The organism is Bermanella marisrubri (genome assembly GCF_012295615.1).
Lineage (GTDB): Bacteria > Pseudomonadota > Gammaproteobacteria > Pseudomonadales > Oceanobacteraceae > Bermanella > Bermanella marisrubri.
The window spans coordinates 1,469,500-1,490,521 of the sequence record NZ_CP051183.1; the positions used below are offsets into that span (position 1 = coordinate 1,469,500).

General features: G+C 45.4%; 20 protein-coding genes. 15 read left to right on the forward strand and 5 right to left on the reverse strand.

The annotated features are described in order from the left end of the window. Positions 1–373: 373 nt before the first annotated feature. Positions 374–1,378: an MBL fold metallo-hydrolase gene (locus HF888_RS06785; protein WP_007017565.1), complete on the reverse strand. Its 1,005-nt coding sequence runs from the start codon at positions 1,376–1,378 to the stop codon at positions 374–376. 202 nt (positions 1,379–1,580) lie between these two features. On the opposite strand from HF888_RS06785, the gene rluF reads away from it, so the two are divergent. Continuing rightward, the gene (rluF, locus tag HF888_RS06790) at positions 1,581–2,711 is read left to right on the forward strand and encodes a 23S rRNA pseudouridine(2604) synthase RluF (protein WP_007017566.1); all 1,131 of its coding nucleotides are present in this window, start codon (positions 1,581–1,583) and stop codon (positions 2,709–2,711) included. Here rluF and rlmE read toward each other — a convergent pair. Continuing rightward, positions 2,708–3,328, reverse strand: a complete 621-nt coding sequence (gene rlmE / locus HF888_RS06795; RefSeq protein ID WP_007017567.1) for a 23S rRNA (uridine(2552)-2'-O)-methyltransferase RlmE — start codon at positions 3,326–3,328, stop codon at positions 2,708–2,710. The genes rluF and rlmE overlap by 4 nt on opposite strands. A gap of 125 nt (positions 3,329–3,453) precedes the next feature. On the opposite strand from rlmE, the gene HF888_RS06800 reads away from it, so the two are divergent. After that, positions 3,454–4,203, forward strand: a complete 750-nt coding sequence (locus HF888_RS06800; RefSeq protein WP_007017568.1) for a TrmH family RNA methyltransferase — start codon at positions 3,454–3,456, stop codon at positions 4,201–4,203. Positions 4,204–4,808: 605 nt separating this feature from the next. Here the strand turns inward: HF888_RS06800 and chrA are convergent. Further along, positions 4,809–5,942, reverse strand: a complete 1,134-nt coding sequence (gene chrA, locus HF888_RS06805) for a chromate efflux transporter (RefSeq protein ID WP_007017569.1) — start codon at positions 5,940–5,942, stop codon at positions 4,809–4,811. Positions 5,943–6,121: 179 nt separating this feature from the next. Here chrA and HF888_RS06810 point away from each other — a divergent pair, with 179 nt between their 5' ends. From HF888_RS06810 to HF888_RS06845, 8 genes are all read left to right on the forward strand, one after another. Beyond that, the gene (locus HF888_RS06810; protein WP_007017570.1) at positions 6,122–6,718 is read left to right on the forward strand and encodes a rod shape-determining protein; all 597 of its coding nucleotides are present in this window, start codon (positions 6,122–6,124) and stop codon (positions 6,716–6,718) included. A 75-nt stretch (positions 6,719–6,793) separates the two neighbouring features. Continuing rightward, positions 6,794–7,855, forward strand: a complete 1,062-nt coding sequence (locus HF888_RS06815) for a hypothetical protein (protein ID WP_007017571.1) — start codon at positions 6,794–6,796, stop codon at positions 7,853–7,855. A gap of 362 nt (positions 7,856–8,217) precedes the next feature. Then, a complete protein-coding gene (locus tag HF888_RS06820) occupies positions 8,218–8,676 on the forward strand; it encodes a DUF4262 domain-containing protein (RefSeq protein ID WP_007017572.1) in 459 nt (152 codons plus the stop codon). A 111-nt stretch (positions 8,677–8,787) separates the two neighbouring features. Next, a complete protein-coding gene (locus tag HF888_RS06825) occupies positions 8,788–9,252 on the forward strand; it encodes an Imm26 family immunity protein (protein ID WP_165837030.1) in 465 nt (154 codons plus the stop codon). An 86-nt stretch (positions 9,253–9,338) separates the two neighbouring features. Continuing rightward, positions 9,339–9,698 carry a transposase gene (locus HF888_RS06830; protein WP_007017095.1) on the forward strand — a complete coding sequence of 120 codons (360 nt, stop codon included), beginning with the start codon at positions 9,339–9,341 and terminating at the stop codon, positions 9,696–9,698. After that, positions 9,650–10,537 (forward strand): IS3 family transposase, encoded by an 888-nt coding sequence (locus HF888_RS06835; RefSeq protein WP_083771882.1) that lies wholly within the window; start codon positions 9,650–9,652, stop codon positions 10,535–10,537. The genes HF888_RS06830 and HF888_RS06835 overlap by 49 nt, the downstream gene beginning before the upstream one ends. Before the next feature lie 102 nt (positions 10,538–10,639). Further along, positions 10,640–11,170, forward strand: a complete 531-nt coding sequence (locus HF888_RS06840) for a hypothetical protein (protein WP_007017574.1) — start codon at positions 10,640–10,642, stop codon at positions 11,168–11,170. Positions 11,171–11,246: 76 nt separating this feature from the next. Further along, entirely contained in the window at positions 11,247–12,068 is an 822-nt protein-coding gene (locus tag HF888_RS06845; RefSeq protein WP_007017575.1) for a DUF5677 domain-containing protein, read from the forward strand. A gap of 287 nt (positions 12,069–12,355) precedes the next feature. Here the strand turns inward: HF888_RS06845 and HF888_RS06850 are convergent, their stop codons facing one another. Both HF888_RS06850 and HF888_RS06855 read right to left on the reverse strand, forming a co-directional pair. Continuing rightward, positions 12,356–13,036, reverse strand: coding sequence for an OmpW/AlkL family protein (locus tag HF888_RS06850; protein WP_007017576.1), 681 nt, complete (start codon positions 13,034–13,036; stop codon positions 12,356–12,358). Positions 13,037–13,358: 322 nt separating this feature from the next. Then, complete coding sequence (locus HF888_RS06855) at positions 13,359–13,994, reverse strand: TetR/AcrR family transcriptional regulator (RefSeq protein WP_007017577.1); 636 nt, start codon at positions 13,992–13,994, stop codon at positions 13,359–13,361. Between the two features lie 145 nt (positions 13,995–14,139). On the opposite strand from HF888_RS06855, the gene HF888_RS06860 reads away from it, so the two are divergent. The 5 genes from HF888_RS06860 to HF888_RS06880 all read left to right on the forward strand — a co-directional run bounded on the left by HF888_RS06860 (position 14,140) and on the right by HF888_RS06880 (position 21,014). Next, entirely contained in the window at positions 14,140–15,018 is an 879-nt protein-coding gene (locus tag HF888_RS06860; RefSeq protein WP_007017578.1) for an SDR family oxidoreductase, read from the forward strand. A gap of 3 nt (positions 15,019–15,021) precedes the next feature. Further along, positions 15,022–16,641, forward strand: a complete 1,620-nt coding sequence (locus tag HF888_RS06865) for an acyl-CoA carboxylase subunit beta (RefSeq protein ID WP_007017579.1) — start codon at positions 15,022–15,024, stop codon at positions 16,639–16,641. A gap of 80 nt (positions 16,642–16,721) precedes the next feature. Beyond that, the gene (locus HF888_RS06870; protein WP_007017580.1) at positions 16,722–17,879 is read left to right on the forward strand and encodes an acyl-CoA dehydrogenase family protein; all 1,158 of its coding nucleotides are present in this window, start codon (positions 16,722–16,724) and stop codon (positions 17,877–17,879) included. A 283-nt stretch (positions 17,880–18,162) separates the two neighbouring features. Continuing rightward, positions 18,163–18,984 carry an enoyl-CoA hydratase/isomerase family protein gene (locus HF888_RS06875; protein WP_007017581.1) on the forward strand — a complete coding sequence of 274 codons (822 nt, stop codon included), beginning with the start codon at positions 18,163–18,165 and terminating at the stop codon, positions 18,982–18,984. 23 nt (positions 18,985–19,007) lie between these two features. Next, positions 19,008–21,014 (forward strand): acetyl/propionyl/methylcrotonyl-CoA carboxylase subunit alpha, encoded by a 2,007-nt coding sequence (locus HF888_RS06880; RefSeq protein WP_007017582.1) that lies wholly within the window; start codon positions 19,008–19,010, stop codon positions 21,012–21,014. Positions 21,015–21,022: the final 8 nt, after the last annotated feature.

A 21,022-nucleotide genomic window follows, 5' to 3' on the forward strand; every position in this document is an offset into this window, starting at 1 on the left:
ATGGGAAATCGCATTTTTAGTGGCTGCTGTTAGTTTTATTATAGAGATAATATCGCAATATTTAGATTTAGGTTGAAATTTCCATTTTTAGGTGTGATATGCCAAAGAAATTTTACTTATTGATATTTATCTTAATGTCGATTTATTGTACTACAAAGGGTGTATATTTTTTATATAAAGGAGAGTCAGCGACAACTGGTGGGAAGTATGACCCTTTGTATGCGATTTTTCCCAGTCACCTAGACGGTTTGGTTGATGTTTTTATTGGACTATTTTTAGCACTTTGCTTTGTCCTTCTTAGAAACAAAAGAGATATAGATGAGTAATGTCTACTCCTGTAATCTTTTAGATGAGACCAGCCTATTGAAGGTCCTTATAAATAGAAACACCTCCCCGGCTGTGCCAAACTATACTCACTGTCGGGGCTGCTTTTCTTCACTCTTTCTTCCAGTAATTCATAATCGATTAACTTCAGTGGTTCGGCTTCTACGTCCTTTCCATACCAAGGTTTAAAAAAGTTTTCCCAGTGTACGGCGATGGCTTGTTGAGGTTGGTAGGCTTTTAAAAATCCGGTTGGGTAGTTTTCGACATTATCAAATGAGGCAGCAGCGAAAAACGTCATATCTACTGGTGCGTCGGATTCGATAAAACCAGCGGGGAATGGAGCGGCGCTGGACTGTATAAATACGCGTTTATGAATCTCATCGCTGTTAGGATGTTTCAATAAATCCAACATAAACGTCAGGTTCATGCCTTGCTTCCAGCTCCATACATATTTGGGCAATTCTTTTTTCGTTTGCTTAATGTGACCTTGATACAAATTGATGTTCCAAAGTTGCGGTGCATGTTTGGATGGAATGGCTTTTACTCGAATCCAGCCATTAGCGAGCGAAATCCAATCACTGGTATCACTGTCTTTAGGCATGGCGTGATACATTGGCTCTGCGGCTTCAAGGGCGGTTTTCACCATGTTAATGCTGGTTTCGCTGGCGACGATGTCCACTTTGGGTGTTAGGTATTCTGCCATAGCAGGCAGGTCAGCTAAGTGGTCATAATGTCCGTGGCCCACTAAAACTGCTTGGATATCGCCTTGCGGTTTACCCAGAGCAGATTCAACAGATGCCATATCGGTTTTGTAGGAAGACAGCGTCAGCGTATCCCAAATCGAGAAGGGCGTGTAATAGGGGTCAGTGATAATGCGTTGGCCTTGGTAGCGAATATCCAAAGCCCCCACACCTAAATACCGAATGCTATTTGCCTGCTTGCACTCGTTGGCGTGAGTGCTAGAAGTGGTCAACACTATTGTGGCCACAATCAGTACTAGTGTGAGCATTCCTACAAACAACGCGTTTAATGAGTGTGTCAGACGGTGCAGCATGGTTCGTCCTTTGATAAAAAAGCCTTCAGATTATTCTTATTGTTAGTGCGATATCCAGCATAACCTAGGGTGAATATAGGGTCTATTACGGGTTTATGACGTCGCTTTTATCAATGGCGCTGGTTTCATGTATACTCGCTGCCTATATTCGCCGCTCGTCGGCCAACCTTTATCATCGTCTTAACAGCGTTTATTAGTATCTATGCTCAACGATTCCACAACCCGTCTCAATAAATACATCAGCGAAAGTGGTATCTGCTCTCGTCGTGAGGCCGATCGCTACATTGAACAAGGCAATGTCTATATCAATGGTAAGCGTGCCGAGGTTGGGGATCGGGTAGCGCCGGGTGATACGGTCAAAGTGAACGGTCAAATCATTGAACCGCAAGAGCCTGAAGATTTTGTTTTCATCGCCTTGAACAAACCCGTAGGCATCGTGAGTACCACCGAAAGCAGCGAACGCAATAACATCGTACGCTTTGTGGGTCACAGCACTCGTATCTTTCCCATCGGTCGTTTAGATAAAGACTCCCAAGGTCTGATCTTTTTAACCAATAACGGCGACCTGGTGAACAAGATTCTGCGCGCGGGTAACGACCACGAAAAAGAATACCTGGTGGAAGTGAACAAGCCCATTCGCGATAACTTCATCGAAGGCATGGCTAATGGCGTGCCGATTCTGGGCACCATGACCAAAAAATGTAAGGTGAAAAAAGAATCGCCTACGGTGTTTCGCATTACCTTGGTGGAAGGGCTTAACCGTCAAATCCGTCGCATGTGTGAATACTTTGGTTACGACGTGGTCGCCCTAGAGCGCGTTCGCATTATGAATGTGGATTTGAAAGGCTTGGCCACAGGCGACTGGCGCGATCTCACGCAAAAAGAACTAAACGGCATATTCGACGCCATTAAAGATTCCTCCTCAGAAGCGCCAGCGGGACGTAAAACCACACAAAAGCGTGGTGGCAAACCGGGTGGGTCTGGACAGAATAAACCGGGCAATAAAACCAATAGTAAAAAGCCAGCGGCGAAAGCCTCAAAAAGTGGTCCTAAGCGCGGCGGCCCTCATAAAGCGAAAAAAACAAGCGGAAACCCTAATACCAAGCATCCACCGAAACCCCCCGGCGGCAAGCCATCCGGCAAGCCCAGCCCAAAAGGCAAAGCGGGTGGTAAGCCATCAGGCAAACCTATGAAAGGCGGCAAACCAAGCCCAAAAGGCAAAGCAGGCGGTAAGCCATTCGGCAAGCCAATGAAGGGCGGAAAACCCGGAGCGAAGGGAAAAGCAGGGGGCAAGCCAGCAGGAAAACCCGCTGGCAAAAAAGGGCGTCGCTAGCCCTTAAAGCCTTTGGCAACCACATACACCTCGCGCGAACGTGGGCGCGAGGCATCGGGTTTGCGAATCAAAACTTTATTAAACGAAGAACGCACGTCTTTTAGATATTCCTCATAACCGGCACCCTGAAACACTTTGGCCACAAAACTGCCGTTTTGCTTCAAAACCTGACGGGCCATATCCAGCGCCAACTCCACCAAATACATAGACGACGCTTGATCGGCTGCGTTCACACCACTGATGTTCGGTGCCATATCGGATACCACTAAATCCACCGGCGCGTTATCCAGCTTGGCCATGATCTCATCAAACACCTCATCTTCCGTGAAGTCCCCTTGAATGAAATCCACACCGGCCATGGCATCCATGGGCAAAATGTCCGAGGCAATCACACGGCCTTTATCACCGACGATTGGGGCTAACACCTGCGACCAACCACCGGGGGCGCTACCTAAATCCATGGTCACCATGCCCGGGCGCACTAGCTTATCCTTTTCAATAAGCTCAAGCAGTTTATAGCTGGCACGGGAGCGATAGCCATCGTTCTGCGCCCGTTTTACGTACACATCGTTCACGTGCTCGTTAAGCCATTGCTTACTGCTTTTGGATCTTGCCATGGTTGAACTCTAAGTAACTGCGAGATAATGCGCTATTGTAACACTGACAAGGTGAGGGGCGAAGGGTACAATCCCCACCCAATAACCAGACCCCGTAAGATTCCGATAGCCTAGAAGTCGCGCCCATGAAATTAGATGACATCAAAAAACTTCACCAGAAAAAGTATCGCAACGAATACGGCTGCTTTTTGGTAGAAGGGGAGCATCTGATCTTAGAACTGGCCAAGGCTGCCAAGCACAACCCAGCCTTGCAAGCATCCACCGTGTACCTGAGTGAAAGCTATGGCGAGCTAGAGCAAAGCGCACTTAATGGTCTATCTCTCAAGCAAGTGCGCGTCACCGACAAGCAAATGCAAAAAATGGCGGATACCAAAACCCCGCAGGGCATCGTCGCGGTTGTGCCGTTTAATGATGAGCGAACACAACAAGCCATCGCCAGCGATAATGAGCGCACCGTCTACCTGTACGAAGTACAAGACCCCGGCAACCTCGGTACTATTTTGCGCACGCTGGCTTGGTTTGGTGGTTTCCGCTGTGTGCTCAGCCCCAATAGCGTTGATCCTTACAACCCAAAAGTGGTGCGCGCCAGTATGGGAGCCATCTTCCATGTGCCCATCGAGCAAAATATCAGCATTGATGACATGCAAAACCGCTTTGATGAATTTGCCTGCTTGGATATCAACGGCAAACCGTTATCCAGTGAAGGCTTCAGCGAACAGCGTTGCTTTATATTTGGAAACGAAGCACGCGGCGTGCCTCACGAAGAACTGAGTAAACTGAAAACCACAGCGTATAGCATTCAAGGCGCGGGCGTCGTGGAATCGTTGAACTTAGCCACCGCCGTAAATATGTGCGCATACGAATTGAATCGGTAGGATTCTTTCGTCATCCTCCTGAGTTCATTCGATATTCTCCGACGTTCATTCGATATTCTCCGACGTTCATTCGTCATCCTCCGACTTGATCGGAGGATCCACTAAGCGATCAATACAAAAAGCAACGGCGGACACTCAAATCAGACTCGCCGTAAATGCATCCGTGCAGGCTCGGCAAAAAGATCCCTCTTTTTGACGGTCTGATTTCAGTACCCACCATTGCTTTCTTTATCGTCATTCTCCGGCGTCGCGAAGCGACAGACCGGAGGATCCATTAAACGGGTTACAATGAATTAGATGGATTCCCGCCTTCGCGGGAATGACGGTTTAGGAGCCCGTGCGGGAATGACGGTTTAGAAGCTTGTGGGAGAATGAACAATTTTCCCGTCATTCTCCGGCGTCGCGAAGCGACAGACCGGAGAACCCATTAAACGGATGACAATGAATTCCATGGATTCCCGCCTTCGCGGGAATGACGGTTTAGGAGACTACGGGGAATGATGTTGAACTTGCCAGTGTGGGAATGACAGCTTAGTAGCTTGTAGGGGAATGAACAATTTTCCCGTCATTCTCCGGCGTCGCGAAGCGACAGACCGGAGAATCTATTAAGTAGTCAAAGCAAATCGAATTAAACTCGCCACAATCGTAATGGCAATGAGCCACAAAATCTTCAAGCCCACAAACTTCAACAACGCATAACCCGCGACTACCCATGCAAAATCCAATGGCGACATCACACTGCTCGTAAAGATCGGGTTGTAAAGCGTGGCACCCAACAAACCCACCACGCTAGCATTAATCGCCATCACCATATTATTGATGCGATTATGATGGGAAAGGTTATTCCAAAGCTTATGGAACGTCAGCAACAACAAAAAGCCCGGTAAGAAAATACCCGCCGTTGCCAATAGCGCACCCAAAACCGGAGACTCATGACTTAACGCGCCCAAGAAAGTAGCAAAGGTAAACATAGGGCCAGGGATCGCCTGCGCCGCCGCATAACCCGTAATGAAAGCAGACTCACCCACGCTGGCCGCAAAATAATCTTGTAATAAAGGTAATACCACATGGCCGCCACCAAATACCAAACTACCGGCGGTATAGCTCTGATTAAAAATAGGATTTAGCGGAATAAACAAAAACGCCACAAAGATCGCACCAAAGATCCAGGCGGATTTTGGCACCTTCCATTCAACATTGTTGCTCGCTTCAGCCTGTTGCGATAAACCAATGGCCGCCGCAACAGCAATACAAATCAACGGAATATAAGCCACCGGCGCGAGCAACACCGCAATGGCCGTGGCCACCGCAATCAATTGCTTGGTTTTGGTATTGCAGAAGTTTTTACCCATGCCCAAAACCGCATCCAACACCACAACCACAGCCAACAACTTAAAACCATGAATGATGCTCTGTAACCAATCCTGCTCAGAAAGCTGAATAAAGCCCATGGCCAACACCAGCATCATCAAAAACGAAGGCAGCGTAAACGCCACAAATGCAATGATGCCGCCCAATAAACCCATGCGATTTAAACCAATGGCAAAACCCACTTGGCTTGAACCCGGGCCCGGTAAAAACTGACTTAAGGCCAGTAATTTGCCGTACTCATCTTCCGTCAGCCATTGCTTCTCTTTCACAAAGCGCTGATGAAAATACCCCAAATGGGCAGCAGGCCCACCAAAGCTCGTGCAACCCAAAACAAAAAACGTAGCAAACAAAGACAGTGCTGATTTCATAGCCGTAATCGTTCAATCGTGAGTAAAAGATGGCGGCTATGATAGCAAGAATGAGACAGGATGAAAGATGGGTTTATGAGGCTCAATATTATATTCAACAAGACAGCTGTGAACTATACTCGCTGAGAAAACCGACTAAGTGCCGCCCAGTGTGGATACCCAATTAACAAGGACTAGAAATGCTCAAATACTTAATCAATAAACTAAGTACCGATCTATATGTTCAAATTTGGGAAAATAGGATCAAGGTTACCGATATTCGTACATGCAAGGTTTTTGACGAAGCCCCTTTATTAGCTACCAGAACAGAAAAGGGCGGGCGTAAGGTAGTTGTGGCAGTAGGCGATGAAGTAAACAAAATACCTTCTAATGAAAATATAGAGATCACAAACCCTTTTTCCCATCCTCGCGCATTACTAAATGACTTTTTTGTGGCAGAAAAGCTCCTTCAATACATCGTTCGAACACTCCTTGGCAAAAAATGGATATCACCTTCACCTAGAGTGGTTATTCATCCAATGGAAAAAGACGAGGGTGGTTTAACGATGATAGAGCGTAAAGCTTTCAGGGAACTAGCCCTAGGAGCAGGAGCCCATAAAGTTGTTCTGTATCAAGGCCGAGCATTGTCAACGGCACTATTCGATTTTGAAAAAATAAAAAAAGAAAATGAAGAACCCACCTCACATCAAATTGAATCAAGCAATGAGAATGTCTTAAGCATAGTGATTATTGTTGTGCTGCTTTTAGTAATGTTTTGGTTCTCGGGGGCTAAATAACGGCAAAGCATTATTTCATGGCATCTGACCCCCTAGCTACTATCCTAAACTGAAGCAGGCATGTAAGAGGTCACCATGCGTTTCAGTTTTGGCATTCAAACTACCGCCCCCAAATTAATAGCAGCACTAACAGCAATACTATTATTAGCCCTAACTGGCTGCGGCAGTGACTCAAGCAGTAATGATGATGTCGACGAAGAAACCACTCTAACGCTAGAAGAAGCCATCCCACAATGCAGTGGTGACCCATGGGAAAACTTCTCGGTATCGTCCATCAGTGCACCATCGCCCAATTCCCAAGCCTATGTAGTGCCCGCCAATGCGCAACGCACCGCCATCACCAATTCACTCAATGCCTTCTTTGATGCCTCATACGAATCCGCCGTAAGCCAAAGTACAGATGCCGCCTATGACATCTGCCATATGGAAAGCACAATCGGGCCATTAGTCTTTTGGTATCCACAAACCGCAGGGGAAGGGCACGCCCGTTGGGTGATCAGAGCCAGCGATACGGCAACACCTTTAATGGTCCAAGCACCCCATAGTTTTTTTGAATCCCACACCATGCAGCAAGCCGTGGAAATCTTTACCGATTTAAACGCCAGAGCCGTCATTGTTAATGGTGGTCATCGCTGTGCCAATACAGGGTACTCAAGCTGCTCGGGCACAACATCGGTTTGTGGTGAAAGCGAGCCTTTTCGTGAATCCGACATGGCCCATGTAGTGGACTCCTTTTTCCAAGTCGTTCATCAAACAATTGCCCAAGCCTATACCGATGTATTAACCATCAACTTACACGGCATGAGCCGAGACGGTTTTAGTCTATCCAACGGGACAACCAACGACACCAATGCACAAAGCCCAGTGGCAAAACTCTATACTGAATTAATAAACGAATTTCCTAATGAAACTGTCACAATATGCAATGCATTTGATTCTATAACTGCCACGAATCACTTATGCGGAACCACCAATGTACAAGGGCGTTTTTTAAACGACTCCACCAACGCCTGCACAGCTTCCGCATCAATCGCCTCTGATCGCTTTATTCATATAGAACAAAACCTTTCAATTCGTGAAAGTGAAGCCAATAGAGATAAAATCATTAAAGCTTTAGGTGTCATGCTGAGTCGATAACAAACGGATCTGAAATTAATTATTAATTGAAATACATGCTTACTAAGCCGAAGTGTTTTTGGTAATGCGAATCGGGCCGCATATCACGAAATATCATTGAGCTGGCAAAGTCAATGATCAGGGGGCTTACAGGCATCTGTACACAAGACCATTGGATTATGCGGCCCTGTGGATGAGTTATGCGAACCGGCGTTCCAAAAAGAAAATTACCATGGTATCGTTGTGGATAACATTAACCCGGCTAATGGATATAGCGGTAACTCATTGAGAAGAAAGGGAAATTCAATCCCACCTCCAAGCCGCATATAGTTTATTAACAGTATCTAGGCCGTATAACACGCTGTTATAACTCAGGATAGATCATGAACGAATCTGAGAAAAAGATAATAAAAAATATCGAAGAATATGGCTGCCATGTAACCTCGGTCTTTGATCCAGAAGAAAAAGATCCTGATTTCACTTATTCCATTGGGATTCATAAGGTAGAGAGTCAGCCAGAATTAATTATTCTTGGCTTACGGCATGAACTAAGCTCTTGGATTGTTAATGAATATAACCGAAGAATAAAGGAAGGCGAGAGGTTTGTACCTGGCGAGTACTATGAAGGCTTTATCGAGGGATTTCAGATTACCTTTCAAGAAGTAGCAGATAAATATAAAGAAGAGTTCATGTTATCGTGCAATTGGCTTTATGGCAGCATTAACTACCCTGTTATGCAGCTGATATTCCCTAGTGTAAAAGGTGTTTGGCCATGGGAAAAAGAAGCAAGCGAAGGCTTTAAAAAACTTCAGCCTAGCTTTCAAGAAAAAGTTGCATGGTAGTTATAACAAGCGCAAGCACATCAGGACTGCCAACTGCTTGCGCCTTTTGGCATGGCTTCGCCATTATATGCCAAAAGCCACAATCAATTGTCAGCCCGTGTTGCGGGCGTTATGAGTAAAGTCATGTATCCGATCACACCTACAAAAGCATCTGAGATCAAGGAGGGAGAATATTTTTATATCCCTCTAAATGATGGTCGTTTTGCATGTGGGAGAATTCTTCTAATCGAAAAGAAAAACGGTAGAAAGACTAAATTGCTATTGGTCGGATTGCATGATTGGTCTGGTAGCAAGCACCCATCACAAGTTGACATTCATGAGTGCCCAATCATTGAACAAGGGGTTCTACATATTAATTCAATAAGCCATGTGGGGGGTGAAATCATAGGCTTTAAGCCTTTGCAGGAAGATGGCTTAAAGCCCTTTTTGCAAGTTGAGGCTGGCTATCTTCTGGATGGTTTTGAAAACCTTGGTAGTATTCCTTCAGAAGAATATTGTAACTACACCCGTAGAACGACTTACGGGTTAAATTCTATAAGTTTAAAGGCCAACAAATATTTTGCTAAAAACTCATAACAAGTCAATCAACTACGCGCCTACGGCGCCGGAGAGAGCTCACCCTATAAAGTAGACGCCTATCTAAACCAAAAGGTAGGTCGTAAATGCCAAAAATACTCAGCCCAGAGCGAGTCATTGAGTACTCTGTAGAATTTAAAATCAGAGTAATCAAACTTACATTTGAACTCGATGTAAAAGCCATGGATATCGCTAAGGTTCTCAATCTTCACCCAATGATGATTTATCGATGGCGACAGGAGTATAGAGAAGGTAAGTTTGTAGAAGAGCCTTCAAGAAGAATTAGTATGACTAAAGAGACATCTACGCCTAAGGAAGATCGAGACAAAGACGATGAGATCAAGCGTCTTAGGAAAGAATTGGCAGAAGCAAAAAAGGAAAATGACTTTCTAAAAAAGTGGGATCGGTATCTGAAGGACCAAAAGAATTCCGATTTAGATTCATAAAAGATCATCGCGAATATTTTGGTGTCAGATACCTTTGCCGGAAACTTTTTGTATCATTTTCTGGTTTCTATAAGTGGTTAAGTCGGCCTGTAGAACTAAAATCGGATAAGAATGATGAGCTCACCCGCTTAATTAAGAAGATATTTGAGAGGCATGAAGGGAACTATGGAAGCCCTAGAATTCATCGTGAATTAGTGAATTTAGGGCTGGTTGTTAATCATAAGCGTGTTGCAAGAATTATGCGGGAAGAGCGGTTGATAGCTAAAGCGGCGAAATTGTACCGTAGGAAGGCATTGCCGGATAATTCATGTATAACTGTTGGGAACCTTAGACATAATATTCCGCCACCATCTGGTCCTAATCAGCAGTGGGCAGGTGATGTTAGCTATCTTAAAGTCAACGGCGAATGGATTTATTTATCCGTTATTCTAGATCTTTACTCTCGGAAGATAATTGGTTGGTCATTGAGTAGAAACAGGACTACTGAACTAACTTTGCAATCATTGGATATGGCGATTGAATCGAGACAGTTCGAGCCTGGATTGATTTTTCATAGTGACAAGGGTGCTGAATATGGCGCGCATGTTTTTCAAAATAGACTTCGATCATCTGGGATAAGGCCGAGCATGAATCGTCATAAAACAATGACGGATAACATTCACGTGGAATCATTCTTTCGTACATTTAAGACGGAAGTGTTCCATGGTGAAATTTTCGAAGATGCAGAGCATCTCCGTGATGTCACGAAATGGTATCTGGAGGATTATTATAACTGTGTTCGAATGCATACTTCGTTAAACTTTAAATCACCAGTGCAGTATGAAAGAATGGCTGCTTAATATGAATCAGTATAAGCGTCTACTTTTAGGGGTGAGCTCTCCTGTCGCTCCACAAAACGGCCCGTTACGCCGGCGTTATATCTCAAGGGATGCTAAAGATATATGAGTCATAAAGTACAAATCTACCCACATAATGACCTTTTCAATCTCGCGTATTATCAACTTGGAGTGATTAATAAAAAGGTACAAGACGGTATCGAAGATGCTGTTGGACTTGATTGTATGAGCTGTTTGATCTCGTTAGCCTTTACAACAGAGGCGTTGGTTAATTTCATCGGTAAAAAAAGAGTTCAACGATGGAAAGAGCGAGATTTCTACAAAAGCAAGATGGAGAAAGTTTGTGCGCAAGCTGGTGTAGCTTTTAGTAAGCATACAGAGCCCTATAAAACGCTATGGGAACTAAAGGAACTACGAGATTCAATTGCTCATGGTAAGCCTGTTGAGCTTCAAACCGAAATAAAAGATAGAGATGAGTTGCGAAAAGCCATGGAGTGCGAGTGGGATAAAAAGCTAGTCCCAGATTATGTGAATTCAGCCTATGATCAAGTAAAAGAGTTTGAGCGACTATTGTTTGAAAACTGCAAAATATCAGTAGGTGAAACAATTACATCGGCTGTTCTTTTACCGAAATGAGATATAACAATAACATCAAGATCGCCTTCAAGCTGCGCCCCCTTATGTAAGGCGTTATAAGGAGTAATCGTAGATAGTGAATTTTGAAATTGATGGAATACTAGAGTTTGAAGATTCTTTTCATGAAGAGTGGGAAAAGGAAGCTGAAAAATTTATTCCTGTATTATGTGGTTCAGATTATCTCCATACGGCTTCAGCGTTAGTAGGATTAACAGCGAGTATTACGTCTATAAAACTTGGAATCTATGCGCTGGCTGAAGATTGCGAAACCAATCTATATCCTGCAAAAGTTTTACATAGAACATTAATTGAGCATTACCTAAAATTTAATTATATTTTGGCAAGGTTTCTAACTGAAAAGACTGATGAGGTAGGCTATGAATACATTAAGTACATGTGCATTAGTGAGGCATTGTCATATATAAAGGCCTCTGATGTTGCGAAATCTATGCTCGGCACTAGCACAGATTCACAGGTCTTGAAAAAGTTAAAAAAAGAACACCCTGAATTGAACATTAGCCAGAAAGAGCTTGGAAGAATAACTTCAAAATGGAAGCACCGGAGTATAATTAGGTATCTTAAGGGTAACCCATCAAGTTTAGGTGGTGACAATAATTACCTTCTTAAATTAATTCCTGAGTACGCCGAGCTTTCGAGTTTTATACATGGTGGAAGGTCTGCCGAAGAATATTGCCATGGACAATTTGAACATGGTCTTGCTAAAGAAATGTATATAGAAGTTGCTGAAACATGCTTTCTTTCAAACTCAATAAGAGTTCATTTAATGTTAGCGGCCATAGAAGTTGATGATCAGTTTGTAACTGGAATGGTTCGCCTAGCTCAAAAGATGTGCGAATTTATTGATAAATACCCATTTCACCCAGATCAGCTTAAATAGATGGCAGCTCATAACAAGTGGCAGCAAACGACCGTCAAAACTGTCACTTAAATTACTGTCGCAATTACGCGCCAGTTTTGCCGGCGGCTGTGCAAGGCGCTAGGTCAGCTTGAAAATACTATTGAAATTCACCGCACATTTTATTGTATTGGTCTCTCTTGTCCCGTTAATTTAGATTTTTTAACCAAAACCAAAAAAGCCCGCACTATGGCGGGCAATCCAGTCGAACTTCTGGTAACCCAATGAACGCTTGCAACCGTTTGTTGGGTTTTTATTGTAGTGGGCTATTAAAACTTGTAGCCAAAGTTAACGCGATAGACTAATGGGTCTAGGTCGTAGTTAACGGTTAGGTCTGGAGCAGTGCCTGTGCTATCACTTAGCGTGGCTTCTGTGCCGATCTTGGCATACATAACAGATGCGTTAACAAACATCTTCTCATCAAATGCGTAATCCACACCCGCTTGTACAGCAAGACCAACAGAGTTATCTAAAGACAATTCGTCGTAACCTAAACCTTCTGCACCTGCGCCTGTTTCTTCATCGAAGAATACGGTGATGTTTAAGCCAGCACCTACGTATGGTTGTAGCTTGCTGTTTTTATCCATCGGGTAGTATTGCGCACTAATGGTGGGTGGTAGGTGTTTGATTTCACCAATGGCAGCACCTTCGGCTCCAAGCGTTCCCGCTTTGGCTTCAATATCGTGACTAAAAGGCGTCGCACCTAATACTTCAACACCGAGTTGATCGGTGATCATGTAGGTACCAGAAATACCCAGTTGCGTATTGTCGTTGGCTTCTACTGCTTGGCCAGCTATTTGATCAATATCATCGCTAGTTTTTTCTGGCGCGACGGTTGCTGTACCTACACGCAATAAAATATCACCTGCTTCATAGGCCATGGCCGGTGTAGAAAAAGCCAATGCAATAGAAGTGGCTAGTACAGAAGGGGCTAAGGTTTTTTTCAACATACTTCGTTTCCTTTATGTTGCACGTTTATTAGATGCGTCCATAGTAAGAAACGAGAAAAGGGCTGAAGTGATCTAAATCAACTTAGGTAGGCTAAATAAATTTATTTGAGTAGTCGGTTAAAAACCTGATTTAAGACAAGGCCCGCATTTTTGTCTTATCGTAAATTACAAAATACTGGGCCTTTATATCTTTTGCTTTTGTGCTGCTTTTATTGCTGCTTTTATTGCTGTTTTAGTTAGTCGGTTGCGATTGGTTTGTATGTTTATTGATCTTTGATTACTTAACCGCTAATTATTTGATAGCAGACTATTTAATAGCTGACTATTTAATAGCAAGCAATAAAGTCTGTTTTGCCAGGTCTTCCAAACTTAAATTACCATCTGGGCGATACCAGGTGGTGGTCCAACCAATGGCCCCGGTTAATAATCGCCGTAAAATAAACGCGTCGTGCTGAATCAGTCCCTGCTGTTTACATTCTTCGATGGTATTGAGCCATAAGGTTTCGTATTCATCCCGCAATTGCAGTACGTACTTTTGCTTGTCTGGCGAAAGGCTGCGCCATTCATATACCAATACGCTCATGGCTTCGCCGGTATCTGTGTGTACGCTGTCCAGTTCGCAGCGAATTAATGCGTGCAGTTTTTCGCCAGCGTCTTTGCTATCACTTAAAGCGGCGTTCATGCGGGCCATGTTAATGATGATGGTTTCTTCCATCACGGCCAGTAGGATTTCTTCTTTGCTTTTAAAGTGGTGGAACAGGCTTCCGCTTTGTATGCCCACGGCAGCACCCAGTTCACGCACGGTGGTGCGCTCGTAGCCTTTGCTCTTAAATAGGTGGGCGGCAGCACGCATCAGTTTACCCTTGGCCGAGTGCGGATCGGTGACTTGGCCTTTATGGATTAAGTCTTTAAGGACGGGGTCGCGGGTATCAACAGTATCGAGTGCGTCTAAATTCATTCACGTTTCCTAAGCGAAAAGGCCTTGCTGGAGTATTTGGTCATTATTTCTGAAACATTTTGCATTGTAAACCAAGCGCTTGCTTGGTATGTTGTGATTTATAGACTGATTAGTGATGTATGCCATAGGAATAGGGTGGCCATAGATGGGTTATAACAGCGTATTTAAAGACAGTTTGTTTGCAGGTCAGGTCCATGTAGTGACAGGCGGCGGCAGTGGTATTGGCCGTTGCTGTGCCCACGAGCTAGCCAGCTTAGGGGCCCATGTGGTACTGATTGGCCGAAAGGAAGAGAAGTTGCAAACGGTCGCGGCAGAAATTCAAGAAGACGGCGGCAACGCTAGCTTCCACGCCTGTGATATCCGCGATGAAGAAAGCGTGAAAGCCGTGGTGAAGGCCATTGTGGCGGATAACGGTGCGGTTCATGGCTTACTCAATAATGCTGGCGGTCAGTATCCATCGCCATTGGCGGCCATCAATCAAAAAGGGTTTGAAACCGTTATGCGCACCAATCTTGTAGGTGGTTTTTTATTCGCCCGCGAAGTGTATAACCAGAGCATGGTGAAAACCGGCGGCAGCATCGTCAATATCATTGCCGATATGTGGGGCGGTATGCCGGGCATGGGGCACTCGGGTGCGGCCCGCGCAGGCATGGATAATTTCACTAAGACGGCTGCCTATGAATGGGGCCAGTCTGGCGTGCGTGTGAATGCCATTGCTCCAGGTTGGATTATTTCTAGCGGTATGGACACCTACGACGGTGCGTTTAAAGCCATTATTCCTAAATTAGAGGATGCAGTGCCGCTTAAGCGTATGGGCACCGAATCGGAAATCAGTAGTGCCGTGTGCTTTTTATTAAGTGAAGGCAGTAAGTTTGTGAGCGGTGCCACCTTACGTATTGATGGCGCGGCGTCCTTGGGTAATCGCATGTGGCCATTACCGAAAGCCAAAAACAACGAGCCTTACAATGGTTTTCACCGAGCGGTTATGCCCGAGGTGTTAAAGCAAGCAAAGGAAGAGGCGTAAATTATGACTCCTATCGCAAGCCAAGTGGATGTGCATTCGCCGCAGTTTGAGGCCAATAAAGAGGCCATGCAGTCTTACCTGAGCGAGTTTCGCAGCATCGAGCAAAAGGTCATCGACAAAGAATTGGCCAGTGCCGAAAAATTTGCCAAGCGTGAAAAATTATTACCCCGTGAACGTTTGAACCGTTTGCTTGATCCCGGTTCGCCATTTATGGAGTTGATGTCATTAGCCGGATACAAAATGCACGACGATAAAGACGGCAGCGGTGCTGGCGGTGGTGTGATCGGCGGCATTGGTTATGTGCAAGGTGTGCGCTGCATGATTGTGGTGAACAACTGCGCTATTAAAGGCGGCACTATTTCACCTGCGGGTTTAGATAAGTCTTTGCGCTTACAAGAGATCGCCCAGCAAAATAAATTGCCTGTGGTGAGCTTATCGGAAAGCGGCGGCGCTAATTTAAATTACGCTACCGATGTATTTGTAAAAGGTGCAAAAGCCTTTGCTAACCAAGCTCGTTTATCGGCCCAAGGTATTCCGCAAATTACAGTGGTACATGGTAATGCAACAGCGGGCGGTGCCTATCAACCCGGCTTAAGTGATTGGGTGGTATTGGTCCGTGACAAAGCCAAAATGTTTTTAGCCGGGCCACCACTTTTAAAAGCGGCCACTGGTGAGATCGCTACCGATGAAGAATTGGGCGGTGCCGAAATGCACGCGCAAACCCCAGGCACAGGTGAATATTTAGCGGAAGACGATGCCGATGGCATTCGCATTGCGCGCAATATTGTGCAAAGCCTGCCATGGAATGAACAACTTGTTCAGAACGAAAAACCAGCCTTATATCAAGCACCGCTTTATGATGAAGACGAACTCTTAGGCATTGTACCGGCTGATAGTAAGCAGCCTTACGATGTGCGTGAAATTGTTGCACGCATCGCGGATGGCTCTGAGTTTTTAGATTTCAAAAACGATTTTGATTCACAAACCGTGTGTGGTCGCATCAAGATCGAAGGTCATGCTGTGGGCATCATTGGTAATAATGGTCCGATTACTCCGCAAGGTGCCTCGAAAGCTGCGCAATTTATTCAGTTATGTGAGCAAAGCAATACGCCGCTTTTATTCTTGCACAATACCACAGGCTTTATGGTGGGTACGCAAAGTGAGCAGCAGGGCGTGATCAAACATGGCTCGAAAATGATTCAGGCGGTGGCCAATGCCCGCGTTCCTAAAATCAGTATTAACGTGGGCGGTTCTTATGGTGCCGGTAACTATGCCATGTGCGGTCGCGGTTTAGATCCTGATTTTATTTTTGCATGGCCGAACAGTAAAACCGCGGTAATGGGTGGCGCACAAGCCGGTAAAGTGCTGCGCATCGTCACCGAAGAAAAGCAGCGCAAGATGGGCATGGAACCCGACCCTAAAGTGCTGGATACCATTGAAGAAGCGACCAAGCAAAAGCTGGAAGCAGGCAGTACCAGTTTGTTTGGCACGGCGCGGTTATGGGATGACGGTTTAATCGACCCAAGAGATACCCGCCGTGTATTGGGCTTTTGCTTGAGTATTTGTAAGGAAGCCCAGCAACGCAAACTCAATAGCAACTCGTTTGGCGTAGCGCGATTATAGGACGACTGTAGCCCAACTATTGGCTAACTGAATTCACTGAATACAAAAAGAATAAACAGATTTAAGAATAGGACATCATCATGCATTTAACTCACGAACATAAAGAACTCTTTAAAACCGTTAAGAACTTCATTGAAAAAGAAGTGAACCCGAATGCCCAAGAATGGGAAAAAGCCGGTGCGTTCCCAGCACACGAAGTATTCAAAAAGATGGGTGACCTGGGTTTATTGGGCATCAATAAAGAAGAAAAATACGGCGGCATGGGCCTAGACCATTCTTACAATATTTATGCAGCAGAAGCCTTGGGTTATGCAAGTATTGGCGGTGTGCCGCTGGCCATTGGCGTACAAACTGATATGGCCACACCGGCGATTTCGAAATTTGGTAGTGAAGAACTCAAGCAAGAGTTTTTGGCCCCAGCCATTGCAGGTGAATTTGTTGCAGCGATTGCGGTATCCGAAACCGGTGCGGGTTCGGATGTGGCGGGTCTAAAGACTACGGCGAAAAAAGACGGTGACGATTACATCATTAACGGCGCAAAAATGTGGATCACCAACTCCACACAAGCAGACTTTTTCTGTGTGCTCGCCAATACCAGTGACGATAAGCCCCATAAGAATAAATCTTTGATTGTAGTACCAGCCAATACACCGGGCGTAAGTGTGGGCGAAAAGATCGACAAGATTGGTATGCGCTGCAGCGATACGGCCCCTGTGTATTTTGATGATGTGCGTGTACCTCAACGCTATCGCATTGGTGCAGAAGGTATGGGCTTTATGCTGCAAATGCTGCAATTCCAAGAAGAGCGTTTGTGGGGTGCGGCGAGCGGTTTAATTACGCTTGAGCGCTGTATTGAGCAAACCGTTGAATACACCAAAGAACGTAAAACCTTTGGTCAGCCTTTAATTGAAAACCAGTCTATTCATTTCCGGTTAGCTGAATTGCAAACCGAAATCGAAGCTCTGCGTGCACTGACGTATCGTGCTACTGAATTGATGATGGAAAACAAAGACGTCACCAAGCTGGCGTCCATGTGTAAATTGAAAGGTGGTCGCTTAACCCGTGAAGTAGCGGATAGCTGCTTGCAGTATTGGGGCGGTATGGGCTTTACGTGGGATAACCCAGTTTCTCAGGTATATCGCGATGGGCGTATTGCCTCCATCGGCGGCGGGGCGGATGAAATTATGTTGGGAATTATTTGTAAGTATATGGATATCCTCCCGAAGAAAACGAAATAAGAGCTACCTGCGTTGTTTGGACGGCGTTAGATTTTTGCCATCAATATCCTCATGTATAAAACATACACTGCGGTATTTCGGAAAAATCTGCCTTGTCCAAACTTCCTCGCAAAACGCTCTTATGATTGAGCAAGGGTTTTGAAAAACGTTGCTATGAGCCAGCGTTTACGGATTACGAGAAAACGCTCTTATGATTTACAAGGGTTTTGAAAAACGTTGCTATGAGAAAGCATTTGAGAGCTTTCGAAGGTAAGAGATCAGCTCGATTATAAAGGGTTTAAGTATGATCGAAGAATTATTAGAAAAAGAATATACCAGCATCGCCTTGCAGCAAGACGGTTGGGTATTGCATGTGACCTTGAATCGTCCTGAGTCTCGCAATGCTATGAGTTTGGCCATGGTCAATGAGCTAGGCAGTGTGTTTGATGCCATTGAAGGGAAACGTGAGATTCGTGCGATTATTTTACGTGGTGCCGATGGTCATTTTTGTGCTGGCGGTGATATTAAAGATATGGCCAATGCACGTGCAGAGGCAGCGAAGTCTGATACCGATCCTTACTACCAGTTAAATAAACAGTTTGGTGAGCTAATCGCCAAAGTGAACGCTGCACCGCAAGTGGTAATTGCGGTTTTAGAAGGTGCGGTATTAGGCGGTGGTTTTGGTTTGGCTTGTGTCAGTGATGTGGCCATTGCCACAGACTCGGCGAAGTTCGGTTTACCAGAAACATCCTTGGGTATTCCACCGGCTCAGATCGCACCGTTTGTCGTAAAGCGCATTGGTTTAACACAAGCCCGCCGTTTAGCGTTATTAGGTGCGCGCTTTGATGGCAAAACCAGTGTGGAGCTGGGCATCAGTCATTTTTATGCAGCGGATGAATCCCAGTTAAACGATACCTTAAAAGACGTGCTGTCGAGCATTCAGAAATGCGCGCCCGAAGCCAATGCCATGACCAAGTCGTTAGTTTTGCGCGCGGCAGAAGAAAACGCAAGAGACTTAATTGATGATGCGGCCAAACTCTTTAGCCAAGCGGTACAGGGTAAAGAGGGCATGGCTGGCACCATGGCTTTTGTACAAAAGAAAAGCGCCCCTTGGGACAGTGAATAGGCGACACAGGAGTGAAGAACACCATGAAAGACTTTACAAAAATCCTAGTTGCTAACCGAGGCGAAATTGCACTTAGGGTCATGAAAACCGCCAAGGCATTGGGCTATGAAACCGTGGCGGTTTATAGCGAAGCCGATGCCGACGCCCCCCATGTGAGCTTTGCTGATGAAGCGGTTTGCATTGGCCCTGCGCAAGTGAATCAAAGCTATTTGAATATCAGCCGCATTGTTGAAGCCTGCAAACAAACCGGTGCTAATGCGGTACACCCGGGTTATGGCTTTTTATCCGAGAACACAGATTTTTGCCAAGCCTGTCAAGACAATAACATCACCTTTATTGGCCCAGACCCAAAAGCCATTAATTTAATGGGCAGCAAGCGTTTATCCAAAATTGAAATGCTGAAAGCCAAAGTACCGTGTATTCCAGGTTATGAAGGCAGCGATCAATCGGACGAAACCCTATTTAAAGAAGCAAAAGCCATTGGTTTTCCGGTGATGATCAAAGCCAGCGCCGGTGGCGGTGGTCGCGGTATGCGCATCGTCAAAAACGAAGCCGAATTTGCAGCGCAATTAAAAACCGCCAAATCCGAAGCATTGAATGCCTTTGGCAGCGACGAAATGATTTTAGAAAAAGCCATTATGGAGCCGCGCCATATTGAGATTCAGATTTTTGCCGATCGCCATGGCAATTGTATTTATTTAGGTGAGCGTGATTGCAGTGTGCAGCGCCGCCATCAAAAAGTGGTGGAAGAAGCACCGTCACCGTTTGTTAGTGAAGCCATGCGTCAGTCCATGGGTGAAGCGGCCGTGAATGCAGCGAAAGCCTGTGATTATGTGGGCGCAGGTACAGTAGAGTTTTTAGCGGATAAAAACGGTGATTTTTATTTCTTAGAAATGAATACCCGCTTGCAAGTAGAGCACCCTGTAACCGAGTTAGTGACAGGGACCGACTTAGTCGCTTGGCAAATTCAAGTAGCGGCAGGACAAACTCTGCCCATGACGCAAGAGCAAGTGCAGATTAAAGGTCACGCTGTTGAAGTGCGTTTATATGCAGAAGACCCAAGCAATGCGTTTATGCCGCAAACCGGAAAAATCTTGCAATGGCAGTATAAAGATTTAGATGGCTTACGTATGGATGCGGGCATTCAGCAAGGGCAAATGGTGACACCGTTTTATGACCCCATGTTAGCCAAAGTAATTGCCTATGGGGAAAACCGTGACATTGCCCGCCGCAAATTAATGAAAGCTCTGAAGTCCATGACCTTGCTGGGCGTAAAAAGTAATCGCGGATTTTTGTATAACATTCTGGCTCATCAAAGCTTTGCCAACGGCGATGCGACCACAGCGTTTATAGAAGAAGACTTCGCTGATGATATGAGCATGGAGATCGCGGGCTTAACCAAGTTCGAGCAAGCGCTGGCAGCGTGGATTCAATACCTGCATTACGCACAAGCGCAAGATGCAGAACGTCGGTTTTGGCGTAACTCCAATCCTGCACCTACGTGGTTGAGTTTTGAATCACCGGTGGCGTCGGAAAAACAAAACTTTGATGTGGCCATTCATATTGAAGATAGCCGCAAGCAAGCGTTTGTATTGCAAGTAGAAGATGAGCGCTTCCCCGTCAGTTTGTTGGAAATGGCAGACAACGAAGTGATGTATGAATACCAGGGTATTAAGCGCAGCTTGGCTTACGCCATAGAAGATCAGCGCTTGTTTATGGCGACCCATGGCGGTTGCTGTGAAGTGCTGGATATCACCCATGCACCACGCAATGCTGCTGGTTCAGCCGGTGACGGCAAGATTAAAGCGTCGATGGACGGTGCCATTGTCGATGTACAAATCGAAGTGGGCCAGAAAGTTACCGTAGGCGATACACTCGTCGTGCTAGAGGCTATGAAAATGGAACACAGTATGAAAGCTGATTGCGAGGGCGAAGTCACTGCTGTGAATGTGAGCATTGGCGATCAGGTAAAAGGCCAACAATTATTGGTGGAGATCGCATTAGCTAGTGAAGAAGCTGAGACCGCTTAAAAAACGAA

What these genes read in the sequence shown, in the direction of transcription:
- HF888_RS06880 (WP_007017582.1), top strand. Translation starts at nt 19,008, where the DNA reads ATGAAAGACTTTACAAAAATCCTAGTTGCTAACCGAGGCGAAATTGCA.
- HF888_RS06850 (WP_007017576.1), bottom strand. Translation starts at nt 13,036, where the DNA reads ATGTTGAAAAAAACCTTAGCCCCTTCTGTACTAGCCACTTCTATTGCA.
- HF888_RS06865 (WP_007017579.1), top strand. Translation starts at nt 15,022, where the DNA reads ATGACTCCTATCGCAAGCCAAGTGGATGTGCATTCGCCGCAGTTTGAG.
- chrA (WP_007017569.1), bottom strand. Translation starts at nt 5,942, where the DNA reads ATGAAATCAGCACTGTCTTTGTTTGCTACGTTTTTTGTTTTGGGTTGC.
- HF888_RS06860 (WP_007017578.1), top strand. Translation starts at nt 14,140, where the DNA reads ATGGGTTATAACAGCGTATTTAAAGACAGTTTGTTTGCAGGTCAGGTC.
- HF888_RS06825 (WP_165837030.1), top strand. Translation starts at nt 8,788, where the DNA reads ATGAGTAAAGTCATGTATCCGATCACACCTACAAAAGCATCTGAGATC.
- HF888_RS06810 (WP_007017570.1), top strand. Translation starts at nt 6,122, where the DNA reads ATGCTCAAATACTTAATCAATAAACTAAGTACCGATCTATATGTTCAA.
- HF888_RS06815 (WP_007017571.1), top strand. Translation starts at nt 6,794, where the DNA reads ATGCGTTTCAGTTTTGGCATTCAAACTACCGCCCCCAAATTAATAGCA.
- HF888_RS06800 (WP_007017568.1), top strand. Translation starts at nt 3,454, where the DNA reads ATGAAATTAGATGACATCAAAAAACTTCACCAGAAAAAGTATCGCAAC.
- HF888_RS06870 (WP_007017580.1), top strand. Translation starts at nt 16,722, where the DNA reads ATGCATTTAACTCACGAACATAAAGAACTCTTTAAAACCGTTAAGAAC.
- HF888_RS06820 (WP_007017572.1), top strand. Translation starts at nt 8,218, where the DNA reads ATGAACGAATCTGAGAAAAAGATAATAAAAAATATCGAAGAATATGGC.
- HF888_RS06875 (WP_007017581.1), top strand. Translation starts at nt 18,163, where the DNA reads ATGATCGAAGAATTATTAGAAAAAGAATATACCAGCATCGCCTTGCAG.
- HF888_RS06785 (WP_007017565.1), bottom strand. Translation starts at nt 1,378, where the DNA reads ATGCTGCACCGTCTGACACACTCATTAAACGCGTTGTTTGTAGGAATG.
- HF888_RS06830 (WP_007017095.1), top strand. Translation starts at nt 9,339, where the DNA reads ATGCCAAAAATACTCAGCCCAGAGCGAGTCATTGAGTACTCTGTAGAA.
- rlmE (WP_007017567.1), bottom strand. Translation starts at nt 3,328, where the DNA reads ATGGCAAGATCCAAAAGCAGTAAGCAATGGCTTAACGAGCACGTGAAC.
- rluF (WP_007017566.1), top strand. Translation starts at nt 1,581, where the DNA reads ATGCTCAACGATTCCACAACCCGTCTCAATAAATACATCAGCGAAAGT.
- HF888_RS06840 (WP_007017574.1), top strand. Translation starts at nt 10,640, where the DNA reads ATGAGTCATAAAGTACAAATCTACCCACATAATGACCTTTTCAATCTC.
- HF888_RS06855 (WP_007017577.1), bottom strand. Translation starts at nt 13,994, where the DNA reads ATGAATTTAGACGCACTCGATACTGTTGATACCCGCGACCCCGTCCTT.